Raw genomic sequence first — 15,889 nt, 5'->3', positions numbered from 1 at the left:
TTTATCGAAGTTTCGGGAAGCAGGCCAGAGAATAGCGGCCGTCAGGATCGCAAGCGCAGTTGCCCTTGTGTAAGCTAGGCAGGTCTTTTTACGTGGTTGAATGAAATCATATGTGGCTATTTCTCTGGCGTGCGTCCCTGCTCTATGTCTTTCCCCTGCTGATGTGGGCCTACTGCCGCATCAAGGATATCGAGTTCGCCGAGCTCGATACCGGCGTCAACACCCACAAGTGGGTGGTGCTGGCCGCCTACCTCATCTACGTGGTGCTCTGGATCCTGGTTAACCGCTATCTCGAACTCTTCCTGCGTCAGCGGAGCCGCAAATGATCGACCCCGGGCTCTGGGGGATCTTGTTGCCCGCCGCAGTGCTGGCCCTCGGGCTTGGCTGGCTGATCGGGCGGCGTACCGCCACGGCGCAGGCTCAGGAGCTGATGCTGGTGCAGGAGCGTTATCAGGCGCTGCAGGATCGCTTCGACGAGTTGCAGGATGAGCGGATGCAGGGCCAGCAGAAGCTGGATCAGCAGCAGACACTGCTGATCAAGCTCACCGCCCGCCTCAAGGATGCGGAAGCGACCCTGCGCAGCGAACGATTGGCCGCCGCCGAAAAACTGCAACTGCAGCAGGAGGCGGAGCAGCGCCTCAGTCAGCAGTTCGAGAACCTCGCCAACCGGATCTTCGAGCAAAACTCCGGCAACTTCCGCGAATTGAACCAGAACAGCCTCGATCTGCTGCTCACCCCGCTGAAAGAGCAGCTCGAGGGCTTTCGTCGTCAGGTAGGCGAGACTCATGCTCAGGAGACGGCCCAGCGCCACAGCCTCAAGTTCGAGCTGGAGCGTCTCGCCGAGCTCAACGCCCGCATGACCGAAGAGGCGGCGGCGCTGACTCGCGCCCTCAAGGGTGACAGCAAGCAGCAGGGTAACTGGGGCGAGGTGGTGCTGGCGCGGATCCTCAGCGAATGCGGCTTGCGCGAGGGTCACGAGTACCACACCCAGGTCAATATCGAGGTGGAGAAGGGCAAGCGCTACCAGCCCGACGTTATTGTCCACCTGCCGCAGGAGAAGGACATCATCATCGACGCCAAGGTGTCGCTGACCGCCTACGAACGCTGGTACAACGCCGATGACGAGCTGGAGAAGGCGGTGGCGCTCAAGGAGCACGTCGCCTCGGTGCGCAACCATATCCGCGAGCTGGGCCGCAAGGATTACCAGCAGCTGCCCGGGGTGCGTACCCTCGACTATGTGCTGATGTTCGTAGCGGTGGAGCCTGCCTTTTTCACCGCACTGGAAGCCGATCCTTCGCTGGTGCGCTACGGCCTCGACCACAACATCCTGCTGGTGAGTCCCACCAATCTGATGGTGGCGCTGCGCACCATCGAGAACCTGTGGCGCTACGAGCGGCAGAACCAGAATGCCCGCCAGATTGCCGAGCGGGCCGGTCGTCTCTACGAAAAGCTGCGGCTGTTTGTGGAGGAGATGCAACAGATGGGCGGCAGCCTGCACAAGGCGCAGGAGAGCTACGACAAGGCGATGGGACGGCTGGTCAACGGCCGTGGCAACCTGATTGCGCAGGTCGAGCGTTTCCGCGAGCTGGGGGTGGAGGTGACCAAGAGTCTGCCCGAGCCGCTGGTGGAGCGGGCGCTGGAGCGCGACAAGGAGCAGGAGTAGTTTTTACCTGCACCGTCATCAGCAAAGGCCCAAACCCTGTTTGGGCCTTTTACTATCTACCGTCTGCCTAGCGCTTACCCATCTTCAGAACTCCGTAAATAGAAACGGCCCACCGAAGTGGGCCGTTTCTATTTGCAGTGCCGGTGTGGATCAGCGGCTGGCGGCGCGGGCGCTCAGCTCGGCTTTCTCGCTATCGCTCAGGAAGGCCAGGGTCAGGCCGTTCTGCTGGGCGGTGCGGATCTCGCTGGCGGTCATACCAGCAGCCGGAGCGGCCACCTCATATTCGTGCGGCAGGTCGATCCCTTCCACCGCCGGGTCATCGGTGTTGAGGCAGGCCAGCACGCCGGCGGCCAGGAACTGGCGGATCGGGTGTTCGGTCAGGCTCGCTACCGTGGTGGTCTGGACGTTGGAGGTGAGGCAGGATTCGATGCCGATGCGGTGCTCGGCCAGATAGGCCATCAGGGCCGGATCCTGAATCGCTTTGACGCCGTGGCCGATACGCTCGGCGCCCAGCTCGCGAATGGCTTGCCACATGCTCTCGGGGCCAGCGGCTTCACCGGCGTGTACGGTGACGCGCATGCCTGCATCGCGCACCTTGCGGAAGTGGTCGACAAAGAGTTCGCCCGGGAACCCCAGCTCGTCACCAGCCAGATCGATGGCCACCAGCTTGTCGCGGTGGGCCAGACAGGCGGCCAGCTCCTGATTGCACTGCTCGGTGCCGAAGGTGCGGCTCATGATGCCGATCAGGTTGGTCTTGATACCGAAGTCACGGCTGCCTGCGGCCACGCCGTCGATGATAGCTTCTACTACACCCTGCGGGTGCAGCTTGTGGGTCATCGCCATATAGGCAGGGCTGAAGCGTAGCTCGGCATAGTCGATACCGGCGCGCAGCAGATCTTCCACGTTCTCGTAGGCGACCCGGCGGCAGGCATCATAGTCAGCCAGCACGGCCACACCCCAGTCCAGTTTCTTCAGGAAGGCAACCAGACTCGGCTCGTTTTCGACGATCTGTACGTGGGGGCGCAGCGCTTCCAGTTCGAAGGCGGGCAGCTGGATATTGTGTTGGCGACCCAGCTCGAGGATGGTTTGCGGGCGGATGTTGCCGTCCAGATGGCGGTGCAGGTCGGTCAGGGGGAGAGATCTGTCAATCATGGGGGCGCCCTCGTCGAGTCAGGTTTGAAAGCCTGCCATTCTAGGCGGGGCTTTCAAAAAAGATACCCCGTTTATGGTTAAACGGGGTTCTGGCGGGCGGTGATTTGTCAGGGCGTGATGGGAATCGTTTTTCCCAGGGACTCAGGAGAGATCGAGTTCCTTCAGCTTGCGAGTGAGTGTGTTGCGGCCCCAACCGAGCAGGCGCGCCGCCTCCTGCTTGTGGCCGTGGGTGTGCTCCAGCGCGGTTTCCAGCATGATCCGCTCGAACTGGGGCATGGCATCGGCCAGGATGTCTGTCTCTCCCAGCGCCAACTTGCTGGCCACCCACTCTTGCAACTGTTGCTGCCAGCAACCGGGCAACGCCGGTTGGCCCGGTTCGGCGTTGTGGGTGATGGGGGTGAGCAGCTCGGCAGGCAGGTCGCCGACCAGCACTTCTTGCCCCGAGGCCATCACGGTGAGCCAGCGGCAGACGTTCTCCAGCTGGCGCACGTTGCCCGGCCAGGGCAGGCGGCTGATATAGGCCTGGGTATCCGGGTGCAGGCTCTTGGCCTCGACGTTCAGCTCTTTGGCTGCGCGCAGCAGGAAGTGACGGGCCAGCTGGGGGATATCCTCACGGCGCTCCTTGAGGGCGGGGATGTGGATGCGGATGACGTTGAGACGGTGGAACAGGTCTTCCCGAAACTCGCCATCGGCGACCCGTTTCTCCAGATTCTGGTGGGTGGCTGCGATGATCCGTACATCCACCTGCACCGGCTGGTGGCCGCCGACCCGGTAGAACTGGCCATCGGCCAAGACCCGCAGCAGCCGGGTCTGCACATCCAGCGGCATGTCACCGATCTCGTCGAGAAACAGGGTGCCGCCGTCAGCCTGCTCGAAGCGGCCGTGGCGGATGTTGTTGGCGCCGGTGAAAGCCCCCTTCTCGTGACCGAACAGCTCCGATTCGATGAGATCTTTCGGAATGGCAGCCATGTTGAGGGCGATAAAGTTCTTGTGGGCGCGCGGGCTGTGCTTGTGCAGGGCGTGGGCGACCAGCTCCTTGCCGGTACCGCTTTGACCGTTGATCAGCACCGAGATGCTGGAGCGTGACAGGCGGCCGATGGCGCGGAACACCTCCTGCATCGCCGGTGCTTCACCGATGATCTCGGGAGTGGCGGTGGTCTCTTGCTGACGAGACTTGCGCTTGGTGCGCTGCTCCTTGAGGTGATTCTCGGCGCGGCGCACCAGGGTAACCGCTTCGTCGATGTCGAACGGTTTGGGCAGGTACTCGAAGGCGCCTCGCTGGTAGGCGTTGACCGCGCTGTCGAGATCCGAGTGGGCGGTCATGATGATGATGGGCAGATCGGCCTGACGGCGATGGATCTGCTCAAGCAGGCTCAGGCCGTCGATGCCGGGCATCCGGATATCGGAGAGGATCACATCGGGCGAGCGCAGCTCAAGGGCGTGCAGCAGGGCTTCGCCATCGGCAAAGCTCTCGCAGTTGAAGCCTTCGCTGCCGAGAGTGCGCTCCAGCACCCAGCGGATAGAACTGTCGTCATCGACGATCCACACTTTGGCGGTCATGGGGTTCCCTTACTTGCGAAGCGGTAGAAAAATGGTGAATTCGGTGTGACCTGGCCAGCTGATGCAGTCAATTCGCCCCTTGTGCTGGTCGATCAGGTTCTGGGCGATGGAGAGGCCGAGCCCGGTGCCCCCCTCCTTGCCGGTGATCATCGGGTAGAACAGGGTGTCACGAATGGCATCGGGAATGCCGGGGCCGTTGTCGATGATCTTGATCTCCGCCGCCAGCCGGTAACGCTGGCCGTGGATGGTGATCTGGAACGCGGTGCGGGTCTTGATACGGATAAGCCCGGTTTGATCGCCGAGCGCTTCGGCGGCATTGCGCACTATGTTGAGAAACGCCTGCTGCAGCTGATCCGGCTCCATCTCGAATTCGGGGATGCTGGGATCGTAATCCCGCTCGATGCGAACAGAGGGAGGGAGTTCTAGCTCCACCAGTCGGCGTACCTGCTCCAGCACCGAATGGACATTGTGCATCTGGTGACGGCCGGGGCGCTGGGGGCCGAGCAGCCGATCGACCAGTACCCGCAGCCGATCGGCCTGTTCGATGATGATGCCGGTATATTCGCGCAGCGCCGGATCCGGCAGCTCTTTTTGCAGCAGCTGGGCTGCGCCGCGCAGGCCGCCGAGGGGATTCTTGATTTCGTGGGCCAGCCCGCGCACCAGCTCCTTGGCCGCCAGCTGCTGGGCATGTTGTTGCTGCTCCTGGCTGATCTTCTTCTGCTGGTCGATCTTGCGCAGCTCCACCACCAGCAGACGCTGTTCGTGGTCGGCCATCGGGGTGGCGCTCAGCTCCACCAGTCGCGGTTCTCCCTCTACCACCAGAGTCACTTCGCTATCGGTAAAGCCCTGCCCTGACGCGAGGCACTGCTTGAGCCGCTGCAAATCGAGGGAGATATGTTCCAGCAGATGGGGCAGTTCGATGCCGATCAGCCTGCGTTCACTGAGGGAGAGCAGCTGTTCAGCCGCCGGGTTGACGAATTGGATGCAGAGCCGCTCATCCATCAGGATCACGGCGGTCAGCAAATTATCCAAGAGTGTTTTGGCGTTGTCCGAGCGGGTTGGCACAGGTTTCTCCCTAAAACGGTGCTACACACCTGTTATGCACCGATATGGTGCATAGAGTTTACCCGCATCGGTGCGCTATATCACCCCTAGTCGGCTTTGGGGGTGGGTTTGGGAGCCGGCGTCACGCTCGCTCTATGCAGGTAAAAGGTGACTGCACTGGATTTAGCAAGGATCGTACCGTCTTTAGCGAGCAGCTCGAGCTGAGCCTCGTGGGCGCCGCGATCGACGTTTTCGACCCGGACAGAGAGGCTGTTGCTGACGATGGGGGCGGCTTTGCCATCCAGGGTCAGGCGCACATCATACTGGGTCGGAGGTTTGGGGCTGATGGTGCCCTGAAAGACGATGTTGCCTGTGTTGTCGCGCAGGGTGCTGCCCTGTTCCGGGGAGAGCAGTTCGATGGTCAGCTTGGCTGCCTCTTTTTCTTTCTTGGCATCGGCGCCGGTCAGGCTGTTGAAGTTATCCACTTGCACCGATCTGGGCGCGCTGCTGCCCAGCAGCGGGGCGACCCGCAGATCGACCTCTTTGGCGTTTTTGCCGGGTGGTGGCGCATCCGAGTAGTGGGTGATGCCATTGCCATCGACCCAGGAGTAGACCTTGGCCGCGTCCGCAGCGAACGAGGTCAGCAACAGGAGGCTGAGCACCCCTATGCCATGCTTGTTGTTCATCCATCTCTCCTTGACGGTATTTTGCTTAATCCTATCAGAGAAAAAACCCGCCAGATGGCGGGTTTTGTCACGATTAAGCAAGCTGACCTGATTTAAACGGCCAGTCTGCTGAGACTTAGACGGAGTAGTACAGTTCGAACTCCAGCGGGTGCGGGGTCATGCGCACACGGTCAACATCCTGCTGTTTCAGTTCCAGATAGGAGTTGATGAAGTCATCGCTGAACACGCCGCCGCGGGTCAGGAACTCGCGGTCAGCATCCAGAGCGGCCAGGGCTTCGTCCAGAGAACCGGCAACGGTCGGCACTTCTGCGGCTTCTTCCGGCGGCAGGTCGTACAAGTTCTTGTCCATGGCATCGCCCGGATGGATCTTGTTGATGATACCGTCCAGACCGGCCATCAGCTGGGCTGCGAAGGCCAGGTACGGGTTGGCAGCCGGATCCGGGAAGCGCACTTCGATACGACGGGCTTTCGGGCTCGGTACCACCGGGATACGGATGGAGGCAGAGCGGTTGCGGGCAGAGTAGGCCAGCATGACCGGTGCTTCATAACCCGGAACCAGACGCTTGTAAGAGTTGGTGGTCGGGTTGGCGAAGGCGTTGATGGCCTTGGCGTGCTTGATGATACCGCCGATGTAGTGCAGAGCCATCTCGGACAGACCGCCGTACAGGTCACCAGCGAACAGGTTGACGCCGTTCTTGGCCAGAGACTGGTGGCAGTGCATGCCGGAGCCGTTGTCACCGAACATGGGTTTCGGCATGAAGGTCACGGTCTTGTTGTAGGCGTGGGCCACGTTGTGGATCACGTACTTCAGTACCTGCACTTCGTCAGCTTTCAGCGTAAGAGTGTTGAAGCGGGTAGCGATTTCGTTCTGACCGGCAGTAGCCACTTCGTGGTGGTGAGCTTCAACGACCTGGCCCATCTCTTCCAGCACCAGACACATGGCGGCGCGGATATCCTGGGAGGAGTCGACCGGTGCAACCGGGAAGTAACCGCCTTTCACGAACGGACGGTGACCCTTGTTGCCATGCTCATAGGCAGTGCCGGAGTTCCATGCGGCTTCTTCAGATTCGATTTTCACGAAGCTGTGGCCCATGGTGTTGGAGAAAGTAATGTTGTCGAACATGAAGAATTCCGGCTCCGGCCCGAACAGCACGGTGTCAGCAATGCCGCTGGACTTCAGGAAATCTTCTGCACGTTTGGCGATGGAGCGCGGATCGCGGTCATAGCCCTGCATGGTGGCAGGCTCCAGCACGTCACAAACGATGTTCAGGGTGGTCTCTTCGGTGAACGGGTCCAGCTTGGCGGAGGCTGCGTCCGGCATCAGTACCATGTCGGATTCGTTGATGCCCTTCCAGCCGCCGATGGAGGAACCATCGAACATCTTGCCGTCTTCGAAGAAATCTTCATCAACCTGGTGAGCAGGGATGGATACATGCTGCTCTTTACCCTTGGTGTCGGTAAAGCGCAGATCAACAAACTTGACTTCGTGTTCCTGGATCAGGGCCAAAACGTTCTGGGCTGACATGCTAAGTAACCTCCGGTGTTAAAACTCTCTGGGTGAATGCGTCGTCGTATTCACATAAGCCAGTATCGTGCCAAGTTTGTGACAGCTTGATTTCAGGGCAATCTCGCTGAAGAGGCTCCCCAAAATCAGGCGATCTCGACTCGCGTTGCATCAATTTAGTGCGATGGTGGATCGTTTTGGTGCACTGTAATGGTGCGCGAAATACGGTCACCGCCCATCTAAGCAGGGTTTGTCAGAGAGGTCTATGATCCAGATCTGTTGTTATGCGCGAATGTACTGCAATTCTGCTAGGCAGATCACAAAGGCAAGAGTACAATTAGCGCCCAATTTTACCCGGTGATTGAGGCGAGAATGTTAGAGAATTTACGCAATATTGCGATTATTGCGCACGTTGACCACGGCAAAACGACTCTGGTTGATAAGCTGCTGCAGCAGTCCGGCACCCTGGACCGCTCCACGGAAGGCCAGGAACGGATCATGGACTCCAATGATCTGGAACGGGAACGTGGCATCACCATTCTCGCCAAGAACACTGCGATCCGCTGGAATGACTACCGCATCAACATCGTTGATACCCCGGGTCACGCCGACTTCGGTGGTGAAGTAGAGCGCGTACTGTCCATGGTTGACTCCGTGCTGCTGCTGGTTGACGCCGTAGACGGCCCGATGCCGCAAACCCGTTTCGTGACCCAGAAAGCGTTCGCTCAGGGTCTGAAGCCGATCGTGGTCATCAACAAGGTTGACCGTCCGGGTGCTCGTCCTGACTGGGTAATGGATCAGGTATTCGACCTGTTCGACAACCTGGGCGCGACTGACGAACAGCTGGATTTCAAAGTTGTTTACGCCTCTGCACTGAACGGTTGGGCCACCATGGATCAGGACGTCGAGTCCGAAAACATGGAGCCGCTGTTCCAGGCTATCGTTGACAACGTTGAAGCGCCGAAGGCTGATGCCGAAGGTGGTTTCCAGATGCAGATCTCCCAGCTGGACTACAACTCCTACGTGGGTGTTATCGGTATCGGCCGTATCACCCGTGGTCGCGTCAAGACCAACCAGCAAGTCACCATCGTTGGTGCTGACGGCAAGACCCGTAACGGTAAAGTCGGTCAGGTGCTGGGTTACCTGGGTCTGTCCCGTACTGAAGTTACCGACGCGCAAGCGGGTGACATCATCGCTATCACCGGTCTGGGCGAGCTGAAAATCTCCGACACCATCTGTGACAACGGTGCCGTTGAAGCCCTGCCGCCGCTCTCCGTTGACGAGCCGACCGTGAACATGACCTTCCAGGTCAATACCTCACCGTTCGCCGGTAAAGAGGGCAAGTTCGTGACCTCCCGTAACATTCTGGAGCGTCTGAACCAGGAGCTGGTCCACAACGTGGCTCTGCGTGTGGAAGAGACTGATGATCCGGACAAGTTCCGTGTATCCGGTCGTGGTGAACTGCACCTCTCCATCCTGATCGAAAACATGCGTCGCGAAGGTTACGAACTGGCTGTGTCTCGTCCGGAAGTAATCCTGCGTACCGTTGATGGCGTTCTGCAAGAACCGTTCGAAACCGTAACTGTGGACGTTGAAGAAGCGCACCAGGGTTCCGTGATGGAGCAACTGGGTCTGCGTAAAGGCGAAATGACCAACATGACTCCGGATGGTAAGGGTCGTGTCCGTCTGGACTTCATGATCCCGAGCCGTGGCCTGATCGGTTTCCAGACCGAGTTCATGACCATGACCTCAGGTACCGGTCTGCTGTACCACACCTTCGACCACTACGGTCCGCACAAGGGTGGCAGCATCGGCGAGCGTCAGAACGGCGTGCTGATCTCCAACGCTACCGGTAAAGCACTGACTTACGCCCTGTTCGGTCTACAAGACCGCGGTCGTCTGTTCATCGGTCACGCGACCGAAGTGTACGAAGGCCAGGTGATCGGTATTCACTCCCGTTCCAACGACCTGACTGTTAACTGCCTGAAAGGCAAACAGCTGACCAACATGCGTGCCTCCGGTACCGACGAAGCTCAAGTGCTGACTCCGCCGATCCGCATGACTCTGGAACAGGCTCTCGAGTTCATCGATAACGACGAACTGGTAGAAGTGACTCCGAAGAACATCCGTATCCGCAAGAAATTGCTGACCGAGCTGGATCGCAAGCGCTCTGGCCGTGGTTAATGCCATGTGCTGAGTCTCGGCAGCCCTTGCGGCCGCTGACGGTTCACTGATAAACGGACCCAAACCTTTGGTTTGGGTCCGTTTTTTTATGCTTGTGCTCCGCTCTGGCCATCCTGATGAGCTCGTTCAGGCCATCCGGTAATGGGGCTGATGAGCGTTGAGCGAAGGTCGTGGGGGTGGGTGAGATAAAAAAGCCGCAGCGGATGAACGCTGCGGCTTTTTGCTGGCTTGCAGTAAGGGGTTACTGGCGCCAGAAGGAGGGGAAGAAGAGCACGGCGACCGTCAGGATCTCCAGTCGTCCCAGCAGCATGCCGAATGACAAAAGCCATTTGGCCGATTCCGGCAGGCTGGCAAAGTTGGTGCTGGGGCCGACCACCGGGCCCATGCCCGGGCCGACGTTGGCGACCGCCGTGATGGAGCTGGAGATAGCCGTCAGGGGGTCAAGCCCGATGGCGCCCAACAGTGCAGCTATCACCAGAATGATGGCGAAGTAGGCCAGTACGAAGGAGATCATCGAGCGGATGATGGCGTCATTGACCGTCCGGCCGTTGTACTTCTGCGGGAATACGGCAGAGGGGTGCATCAGCTGGCGCATCTGCTTTCTGAACAGGGCGAATGCCACCTGTACCCGGAAGATCTTGAGACCACCCGCAGTGGAGCCTGAACAGGCCCCAAGAGCCAGCAGCACGATGAAGACGATGCTGGCGAGCGGCCCCCAGGTGCCAAAGTCACCAAGGCCGTAGCCGGTGGTGGTGAGCACCGAGACGATGTTGAAGCAGCTGATGCGCAGGGCATCCCAGAAGCCGAACAGGTCTCTCTCCCACAGATAGAAGGTCATGATGACGGTGACCCAGACCACCAGCCAGAAGAAGCCTCGCACCTGGGCATCCTTGAACAGGCTGTTGTCCCTGTGGTTGAGGCTCTGCACATAGAGCAGGAAGGGCAGGCCACCGAGGAACATGAACAGGGTGCCAATCCAGTGTGCCGAGTTGGAGAAGTGGGACATGGATTGATCGGAGGTGGAGTAGCCGCCGGTACTGAGAGTGGTCATGGCGTGGTTGATCGCCTCGAACATGTTCATGCCGCTGGCCCAGTAGGCCATGAAACAGAGCATGGAGAGCACCAGATAGACCACGACGATGTTGTTGGCGACTGTCTTGGCACGCGGGGCGCTTTTGTCCGACCAGTCCGAGCTCTCGGTCTGGAACAGCTTCATGCCGCCGACGTTGAGGTAGGGCAGCACGGCTACCGCCATCACGATAAAGCCTACTCCACCCAACCACTGCAGGATGGAACGCCACAACAGGATGCTGTGGGCCATGTTGTCGAGGCCGGAGAGCACGGTGGAGCCCGTGGTGGTCACCCCCGACATGGTCTCGAAATAGGCATCGGTGAAGTTGATGTGGGTGATGAAGACAAAGGGCAGGGCGCCGAAGATGCAGGCCACCACCCAGACCGAGGTGGTGAGCAGGAACATCTCCCGCACCCCCAGATGAAACTCCGCCTTGCGACCGTAGTGGAGGCAGAGCAGGGCAGCGCCGTGGGTGATCAGCACGGACTTGAGAAACTCGACAAATCCCTCTGACCCGGTGAGCAGTGCCAGCAAGGTGGGCAGCCACATGAAGAGCGCCAGCTTGGAGAGCACAAGCCCGAGGGTGAAGATAATGGGACGCAGCTTGATCATGTTCGATAACCTGGTCGTTGATTAACAAAAGACCCGGACCATCCCCTTGGGGGAGCTGAGCCGGGTCTGGTTTGACAGCCTGTGCGCATGAAGACGTTACAGGAAGAAGGGGCTTGGCTGGAACAGCCGCTCCACTTCCGGGATGTACTTCTTGTCCACCAGGAACATGACCACGTGGTCATCCTGCTGGATCTTGGTGCGATCGTGGGCGATCAGCACCTCATCCCCGCGCACCACGGCACCGATGGTGGTGCCCGGCGGCAGCTTGAGCTCGCCCACCGTCTTGCCGACCACCTTGGAGGTGTTCTCATCGCCGTGGGCAATCGCCTCGATCGCCTCGGCCGCGCCGCGGCGCAGGCTGTAGACGTTGGCGATATCGGCTCGGCGCACATGGGTCAGCAGGGCCGAGATGGTGGCCTGTTGGGGCGAGATGGCGATATCGATGGAGCCACCCTGCACCAGATCCACGTAAGCGCCGCGCTGGATCAGCACCATGGTCTTCTTGGCACCCATCTTCTTGGCGAGCAGCGCCGACATGATGTTGGCCTCATCCTCGTTGGTCACGGCGATGAAGACGTCGATTTGATCGATATGCTCCTCGGCCAGCAGCTCCTGATCCGCCGCATCGCCGCAGAAGACGATGGTGTTCTCCAGCAGTTCGGAGAGCTGCTCCGCCCGCTTCTGGTTGCGCTCGATAAGCTTCACGCTGTAGCGCTTCTCCAGCTGGCGGGCGAGACCGGCGCCAATATTGCCACCACCGACGATCATGATGCGGCGGTAGGGGCTCTCGAGGCGCTGCAGCTCCGACATCACGGCACGGATATGGCCCGCGGCGGCGACGAAGAAGACCTCGTCATCCGCTTCGATGATGGTGGTACCTTGCGGACGGATCGGGCGGCCCTGACGGAAGATGGCCGCTACGCGAGTTTCGATGTTGGGCATGTGCTCACGCAGGGTGGAGAGGGCGTTGCCCACCAGCGGGCCACCGTAGTAGGCCTTGACCGCCACCAGACCAACGCGGCCACCTGCAAAATCAACCACTTGCAGGGCGCCCGGGTATTCGATCAGGCGACGCACATAGTCGGTCACCAGTTGCTCCGGCGCGATCAGGTGATCCACCGGCACCGATTCCGGCAGGAACAGGCGATCCCGCTCGGTCAGATAGGCCGGCGAGCGGATCCGCGCCACCTTGTTCGGGGTGTTGAACAGGGAGTAGGCCACCTGACAGGCGATCATGTTGGTCTCGTCACTGTTGGTGACGGCGACCAGCATGTCGGCATCCTGAGCACCCGCTTCGCGCAGCACCTTGGGGTGAGCGCCGTGCCCGTTGACCACCCGCAGGTCGAACTTGTCTTGTAACTCGCGCAGGCGCTCACTGTCGGTATCGACGATGGTGATGTCGTTGTTCTCTCCGGCTAGGTTCTCGGCCAGAGTACCGCCGACCTGGCCGGCTCCCAAAATGATGATTTTCATAGGGAACGTCTACTCACGTTGAGGCAGTAAAGGGGCATTTCGCCTGCATGGCGATTGCCCCGGAAGAAGCATGTCAGCGTCACAGCTTGACCAGCTTTGCGTAGTAGAAGCCATCCATCTCGGCTTCACCCGGCAGGAACTGGCGACCCGGGCAGTCCGGGGTGTCCTGTTCGTGCAATGGCACCAATTTGGCATCTTTGGTCGCGGCAAGGAAGGCGCGGATCTGTTCGCGGTTCTCTTCCGGCAATACGGAGCAGGTGGCGTAGAGCAGGGTACCGCCGCTTTTCAGCTTGCCCCAGAGGGCATTGAGAATGCGGCGCTGCAGCTCGGCCAGCTCGCGGATGTCCTGATCACGGCGCAACCACTTGATGTCTGGGTGGCGGCGGATGACACCGGTGGCGGAGCAGGGAGCATCCAGCAGGATGCGGTCGAACTGACCCTCCGGCCACCACTGTTCCGGTGCCGCGGCATCGCCATGGATCACCTTGGCGGTCAGGCCGATGCGGTCCAGGTTCTCCTGCACTCGCTTGAGGCGGTTCTCGTCGGCATCGACGGCAACCACGCCAGCCAGCTTGGGCTGACGCTCCAGCAGGTGGGCAGTCTTGCCACCGGGTGCCGCGCAGGCATCCAGTACCCACTCACCCGGTTGCGGGTCGAGCAGTGCCGCGGCCTGTTGTGCAGCGCCATCCTGTACCGAGCAGTCGCCGACCTCGAAGCCGGGCAACTTGGTCACATCGCAAGGACGCTCCAGCAGGATGCAATCCTCGCCCTCTTCACCGGCCACGGCATTGATGCCGACTTCAGCCATGCGAGCCAGCATCGCATCGCGGCTCTGGCGCTGGCTGTTGTTGCGGATCCACATGGGGGGGCGCTGGTTGTTCGCCTCCATGATGAATTCCCACTCATCGTGATAGGCCTGACGCAGGCGCTTGGTGAGCCACTCCGGATGACCGAGGCGAATGCTGGGAACGCGGTCGATACGCAGCAGAATGACTTCGGCGCTGCGCTGGAAGTTGCGCAGCACGCCGTTGATGAGGCCACGCAGGGAGGTGCCCTTGAGCAGTTTGACGGCGTTGACGGTCTCGGCCACCGCGGCGTGAGCCGGAATGCGGGTGTAGATGAGCTGATAGAGACCGACCAGGATGAGGTAGTGGAAAATGCGGCTCTTGTTTTTGAGCGGCTTGTCCATCATCTCGTTGACTGCCGCATCGAGGCGGGGTAGCCAGCGCAGGGTGCCGTAGCAGAGTTCTTGCAGGAGAGCGCGATCGCGAGGTGCAACCTTCTCCTGGGCAGCAGGCAGAACAGCGGAGAGGGATTGACCCTGATCCAGCACCTGTTGAATAACGAGAGCGGCCTGTGCACGTGTTTTCATAGAGTTACCTTAGATGCGCAAGTCGGGGCCTGGGCCCCGCTTGTGTCAATTCAATCCAGTTCAATTCAATTGCGTGCCGGGTTCAAACCAGTCGCGGCGAGAGTTGAGCAGATCCGAAACGGACATCGCCTTCTTGCCGGGCGGTTGCAGGGTCAGAAGGCGCAGTACCCCTTTGCCGGTCGCGATATCGATCCCCTGCTTGTCGGCCTTGAGCAGGGTGCCGGCGGGTTGGCCGTGGTCGCTGTCAATGACGGCGGCTTGCCATACCTTGACGGTCTGGTCAGCCACTTCAAACCAGCTGATGGGCCAGGGGTTGAACGAGCGGATGCAGCGTTCGATGGCAACAGCCTCCATCGACCAGTCGATGCGGGCCTCTTCCTTGGAGAGCTTTTCGGCGTAGTTGGCCAGCGCATCATCTTGCGCCTCGGCAGCGGTTTCACCGGCGGCCATGGCATTGATGGTGTCGACCAGTGCCTGCGGGCCCAGCTCGGCCAGCTTGTCATAGAGGCTGGCGGAGGTCTCGTCGGCGGCGATGGGGCAGGTCACTTTGCGGATCATGGCGCCGGTATCCAATCCCACATCCATCTGCATGATGGTGACGCCAGTTTCGGCATCGCCCGCCCAGATAGATCGCTGGATCGGTGCGGCACCGCGCCAGCGAGGCAGCAGGGAGCCATGGACGTTGATGCAGCCCAGACGCGGGGTATCGAGCACCACCTTGGGCAGGATCAGGCCATAGGCAACTACCACCATCAGGTCGGCGCCAAGGGCGGCCAGTTCGGCTTGCGCCTCTTCCTTGCGCAGAGAGGCAGGTTGGTAAACCGGCAGGTTGTGGACCAGCGCCAGCTCTTTGACCGGGCTGGCGGTGAGCTTCTGGCCACGGCCAGCGGGCTTGTCAGGCTGGGTATAAACGGCAACGACCTCGTGGTCGGAAGACAACAACGCCGCCAGGTGACGGGCGGCGAAGTCGGGAGTACCGGCAAAAATCAGTTTCAGCTTATTCAATGGGGCAGATCCTCAGAGGACTTTGCGATCTTCACGGGCCATCTTTTCCAGCTTCTGGCGAATGCGCTGGCGCTTGAGCGGGGACAAGTAATCCACAAACAGCTTGCCGACCAGATGATCCATCTCATGCTGGATGCAGATGGCGAGCAGATCGTCCGCTTCCAGCTCGAACGGCTTGCCGTTGCGATCCAGGGAGCGGATTTTGATCTGTTCAGCGCGAGGCACCAGAGCACGGCTGCCGGGCACGGAGAGGCAACCCTCTTCAATGCCGGTGCTGCCGCACTGCTCGATGACCTCCGGATTGATCAATACCAGAGGATCTTCACGGTTTTCAGAGACATCGATCACTATGATGCGCTGGTGAATGTCGACCTGAGTCGCGGCCAGGCCAATGCCTTCCTCCGCGTACATGGTTTCGAACATATCATCTACAATCTGTTGTAACTCGGGTGTAAAGGTCTCGACAGGGGCTGCAACGGTGCGCAGGCGCTCATCGGGAAAACGCAATACATCTAGAATGGCCATAGTTTTTTCTTTAGTTTCGTATAAATGCAGTCAATAT

The 15,889-nt window shown here is 60.1% G+C and carries 13 protein-coding genes; 3 read left to right on the top strand and 10 right to left on the bottom strand.

The features are described from left to right. Positions 1-110: 110 nt before the first annotated feature. Both OKC43_RS14465 and rmuC read left to right on the top strand, forming a co-directional pair. A complete protein-coding gene (locus OKC43_RS14465; RefSeq protein ID WP_005339659.1) occupies positions 111-326 on the top strand; it encodes a hypothetical protein in 216 nt (71 codons plus the stop codon). After that, positions 323-1,663 (top strand): DNA recombination protein RmuC, encoded by a 1,341-nt coding sequence (gene rmuC / locus OKC43_RS14460; protein ID WP_236272003.1) that lies wholly within the window; start codon positions 323-325, stop codon positions 1,661-1,663. Before OKC43_RS14465 ends, rmuC begins: the two co-directional genes overlap by 4 nt. A 150-nt stretch (positions 1,664-1,813) precedes the next feature. Here rmuC and add read toward each other — a convergent pair whose 3' ends face one another. From add to glnA, 5 genes are all read right to left on the bottom strand, one after another. Next, the gene (gene add / locus OKC43_RS14455) at positions 1,814-2,815 is read right to left on the bottom strand and encodes an adenosine deaminase (RefSeq protein WP_021231491.1); all 1,002 of its coding nucleotides are present in this window, start codon (positions 2,813-2,815) and stop codon (positions 1,814-1,816) included. A 141-nt stretch (positions 2,816-2,956) separates the two neighbouring features. Then, entirely contained in the window at positions 2,957-4,375 is a 1,419-nt protein-coding gene (gene glnG / locus OKC43_RS14450) for a nitrogen regulation protein NR(I) (RefSeq protein WP_021231490.1), read from the bottom strand. Between the two features lie 9 nt (positions 4,376-4,384). Continuing rightward, complete coding sequence (glnL, locus tag OKC43_RS14445; RefSeq protein WP_139444367.1) at positions 4,385-5,440, bottom strand: nitrogen regulation protein NR(II); 1,056 nt, start codon at positions 5,438-5,440, stop codon at positions 4,385-4,387. An 86-nt stretch (positions 5,441-5,526) separates the two neighbouring features. Beyond that, a complete protein-coding gene (locus tag OKC43_RS14440; protein WP_021231489.1) occupies positions 5,527-6,105 on the bottom strand; it encodes a DUF4124 domain-containing protein in 579 nt (192 codons plus the stop codon). Positions 6,106-6,220: 115 nt separating this feature from the next. Next, complete coding sequence (glnA, locus tag OKC43_RS14435) at positions 6,221-7,630, bottom strand: glutamate--ammonia ligase (RefSeq protein WP_005339672.1); 1,410 nt, start codon at positions 7,628-7,630, stop codon at positions 6,221-6,223. A gap of 351 nt (positions 7,631-7,981) precedes the next feature. Here glnA and typA point away from each other — a divergent pair, with 351 nt between their 5' ends. Further along, complete coding sequence (gene typA / locus OKC43_RS14430) at positions 7,982-9,793, top strand: translational GTPase TypA (RefSeq protein WP_005339679.1); 1,812 nt, start codon at positions 7,982-7,984, stop codon at positions 9,791-9,793. 241 nt (positions 9,794-10,034) lie between these two features. Here typA and OKC43_RS14425 read toward each other — a convergent pair whose 3' ends face one another. The 5 genes from OKC43_RS14425 to def form a co-directional block, all read right to left on the bottom strand. Further along, on the bottom strand, positions 10,035-11,477 hold the full coding sequence (locus tag OKC43_RS14425; RefSeq protein WP_069527008.1) for a TrkH family potassium uptake protein: 1,443 nt from the start codon (positions 11,475-11,477) through the stop codon (positions 10,035-10,037). 96 nt (positions 11,478-11,573) lie between these two features. Then, on the bottom strand, positions 11,574-12,950 hold the full coding sequence (trkA, locus tag OKC43_RS14420; protein WP_005339689.1) for a Trk system potassium transporter TrkA: 1,377 nt from the start codon (positions 12,948-12,950) through the stop codon (positions 11,574-11,576). A 79-nt stretch (positions 12,951-13,029) separates the two neighbouring features. After that, positions 13,030-14,322: a 16S rRNA (cytosine(967)-C(5))-methyltransferase RsmB gene (gene rsmB, locus OKC43_RS14415; RefSeq protein ID WP_069555587.1), complete on the bottom strand. Its 1,293-nt coding sequence runs from the start codon at positions 14,320-14,322 to the stop codon at positions 13,030-13,032. Between the two features lie 60 nt (positions 14,323-14,382). Further along, positions 14,383-15,327, bottom strand: a complete 945-nt coding sequence (gene fmt / locus OKC43_RS14410; RefSeq protein WP_236272004.1) for a methionyl-tRNA formyltransferase — start codon at positions 15,325-15,327, stop codon at positions 14,383-14,385. Between the two features lie 12 nt (positions 15,328-15,339). Next, complete coding sequence (gene def, locus OKC43_RS14405) at positions 15,340-15,852, bottom strand: peptide deformylase (protein WP_236272005.1); 513 nt, start codon at positions 15,850-15,852, stop codon at positions 15,340-15,342. Positions 15,853-15,889 lie beyond the last annotated feature (37 nt).

Source organism: Aeromonas sp. Y289-2, from assembly GCF_027705925.1.
Lineage (GTDB): Bacteria > Pseudomonadota > Gammaproteobacteria > Enterobacterales > Aeromonadaceae > Aeromonas > Aeromonas veronii.
The sequence above is the reverse complement of the archived record's forward strand: the minus strand, read 5'-3'. Positions and strand labels throughout refer to the sequence as shown.

Bases quoted from the DNA above. Each gene is read 5' to 3' on its own strand.
- OKC43_RS14465 (WP_005339659.1), top strand. From the start codon at position 111: ATGTGGCTATTTCTCTGGCGTGCGTCCCTGCTCTATGTCTTTCCCCTG.
- rmuC (WP_236272003.1), top strand. From the start codon at position 323: ATGATCGACCCCGGGCTCTGGGGGATCTTGTTGCCCGCCGCAGTGCTG.
- add (WP_021231491.1), bottom strand. From the start codon at position 2,815: ATGATTGACAGATCTCTCCCCCTGACCGACCTGCACCGCCATCTGGAC.
- glnG (WP_021231490.1), bottom strand. From the start codon at position 4,375: ATGACCGCCAAAGTGTGGATCGTCGATGACGACAGTTCTATCCGCTGG.
- OKC43_RS14440 (WP_021231489.1), bottom strand. From the start codon at position 6,105: ATGAACAACAAGCATGGCATAGGGGTGCTCAGCCTCCTGTTGCTGACC.
- glnA (WP_005339672.1), bottom strand. From the start codon at position 7,630: ATGTCAGCCCAGAACGTTTTGGCCCTGATCCAGGAACACGAAGTCAAG.
- typA (WP_005339679.1), top strand. From the start codon at position 7,982: ATGTTAGAGAATTTACGCAATATTGCGATTATTGCGCACGTTGACCAC.
- OKC43_RS14425 (WP_069527008.1), bottom strand. From the start codon at position 11,477: ATGATCAAGCTGCGTCCCATTATCTTCACCCTCGGGCTTGTGCTCTCC.
- trkA (WP_005339689.1), bottom strand. From the start codon at position 12,950: ATGAAAATCATCATTTTGGGAGCCGGCCAGGTCGGCGGTACTCTGGCC.
- rsmB (WP_069555587.1), bottom strand. From the start codon at position 14,322: ATGAAAACACGTGCACAGGCCGCTCTCGTTATTCAACAGGTGCTGGAT.
- def (WP_236272005.1), bottom strand. From the start codon at position 15,852: ATGGCCATTCTAGATGTATTGCGTTTTCCCGATGAGCGCCTGCGCACC.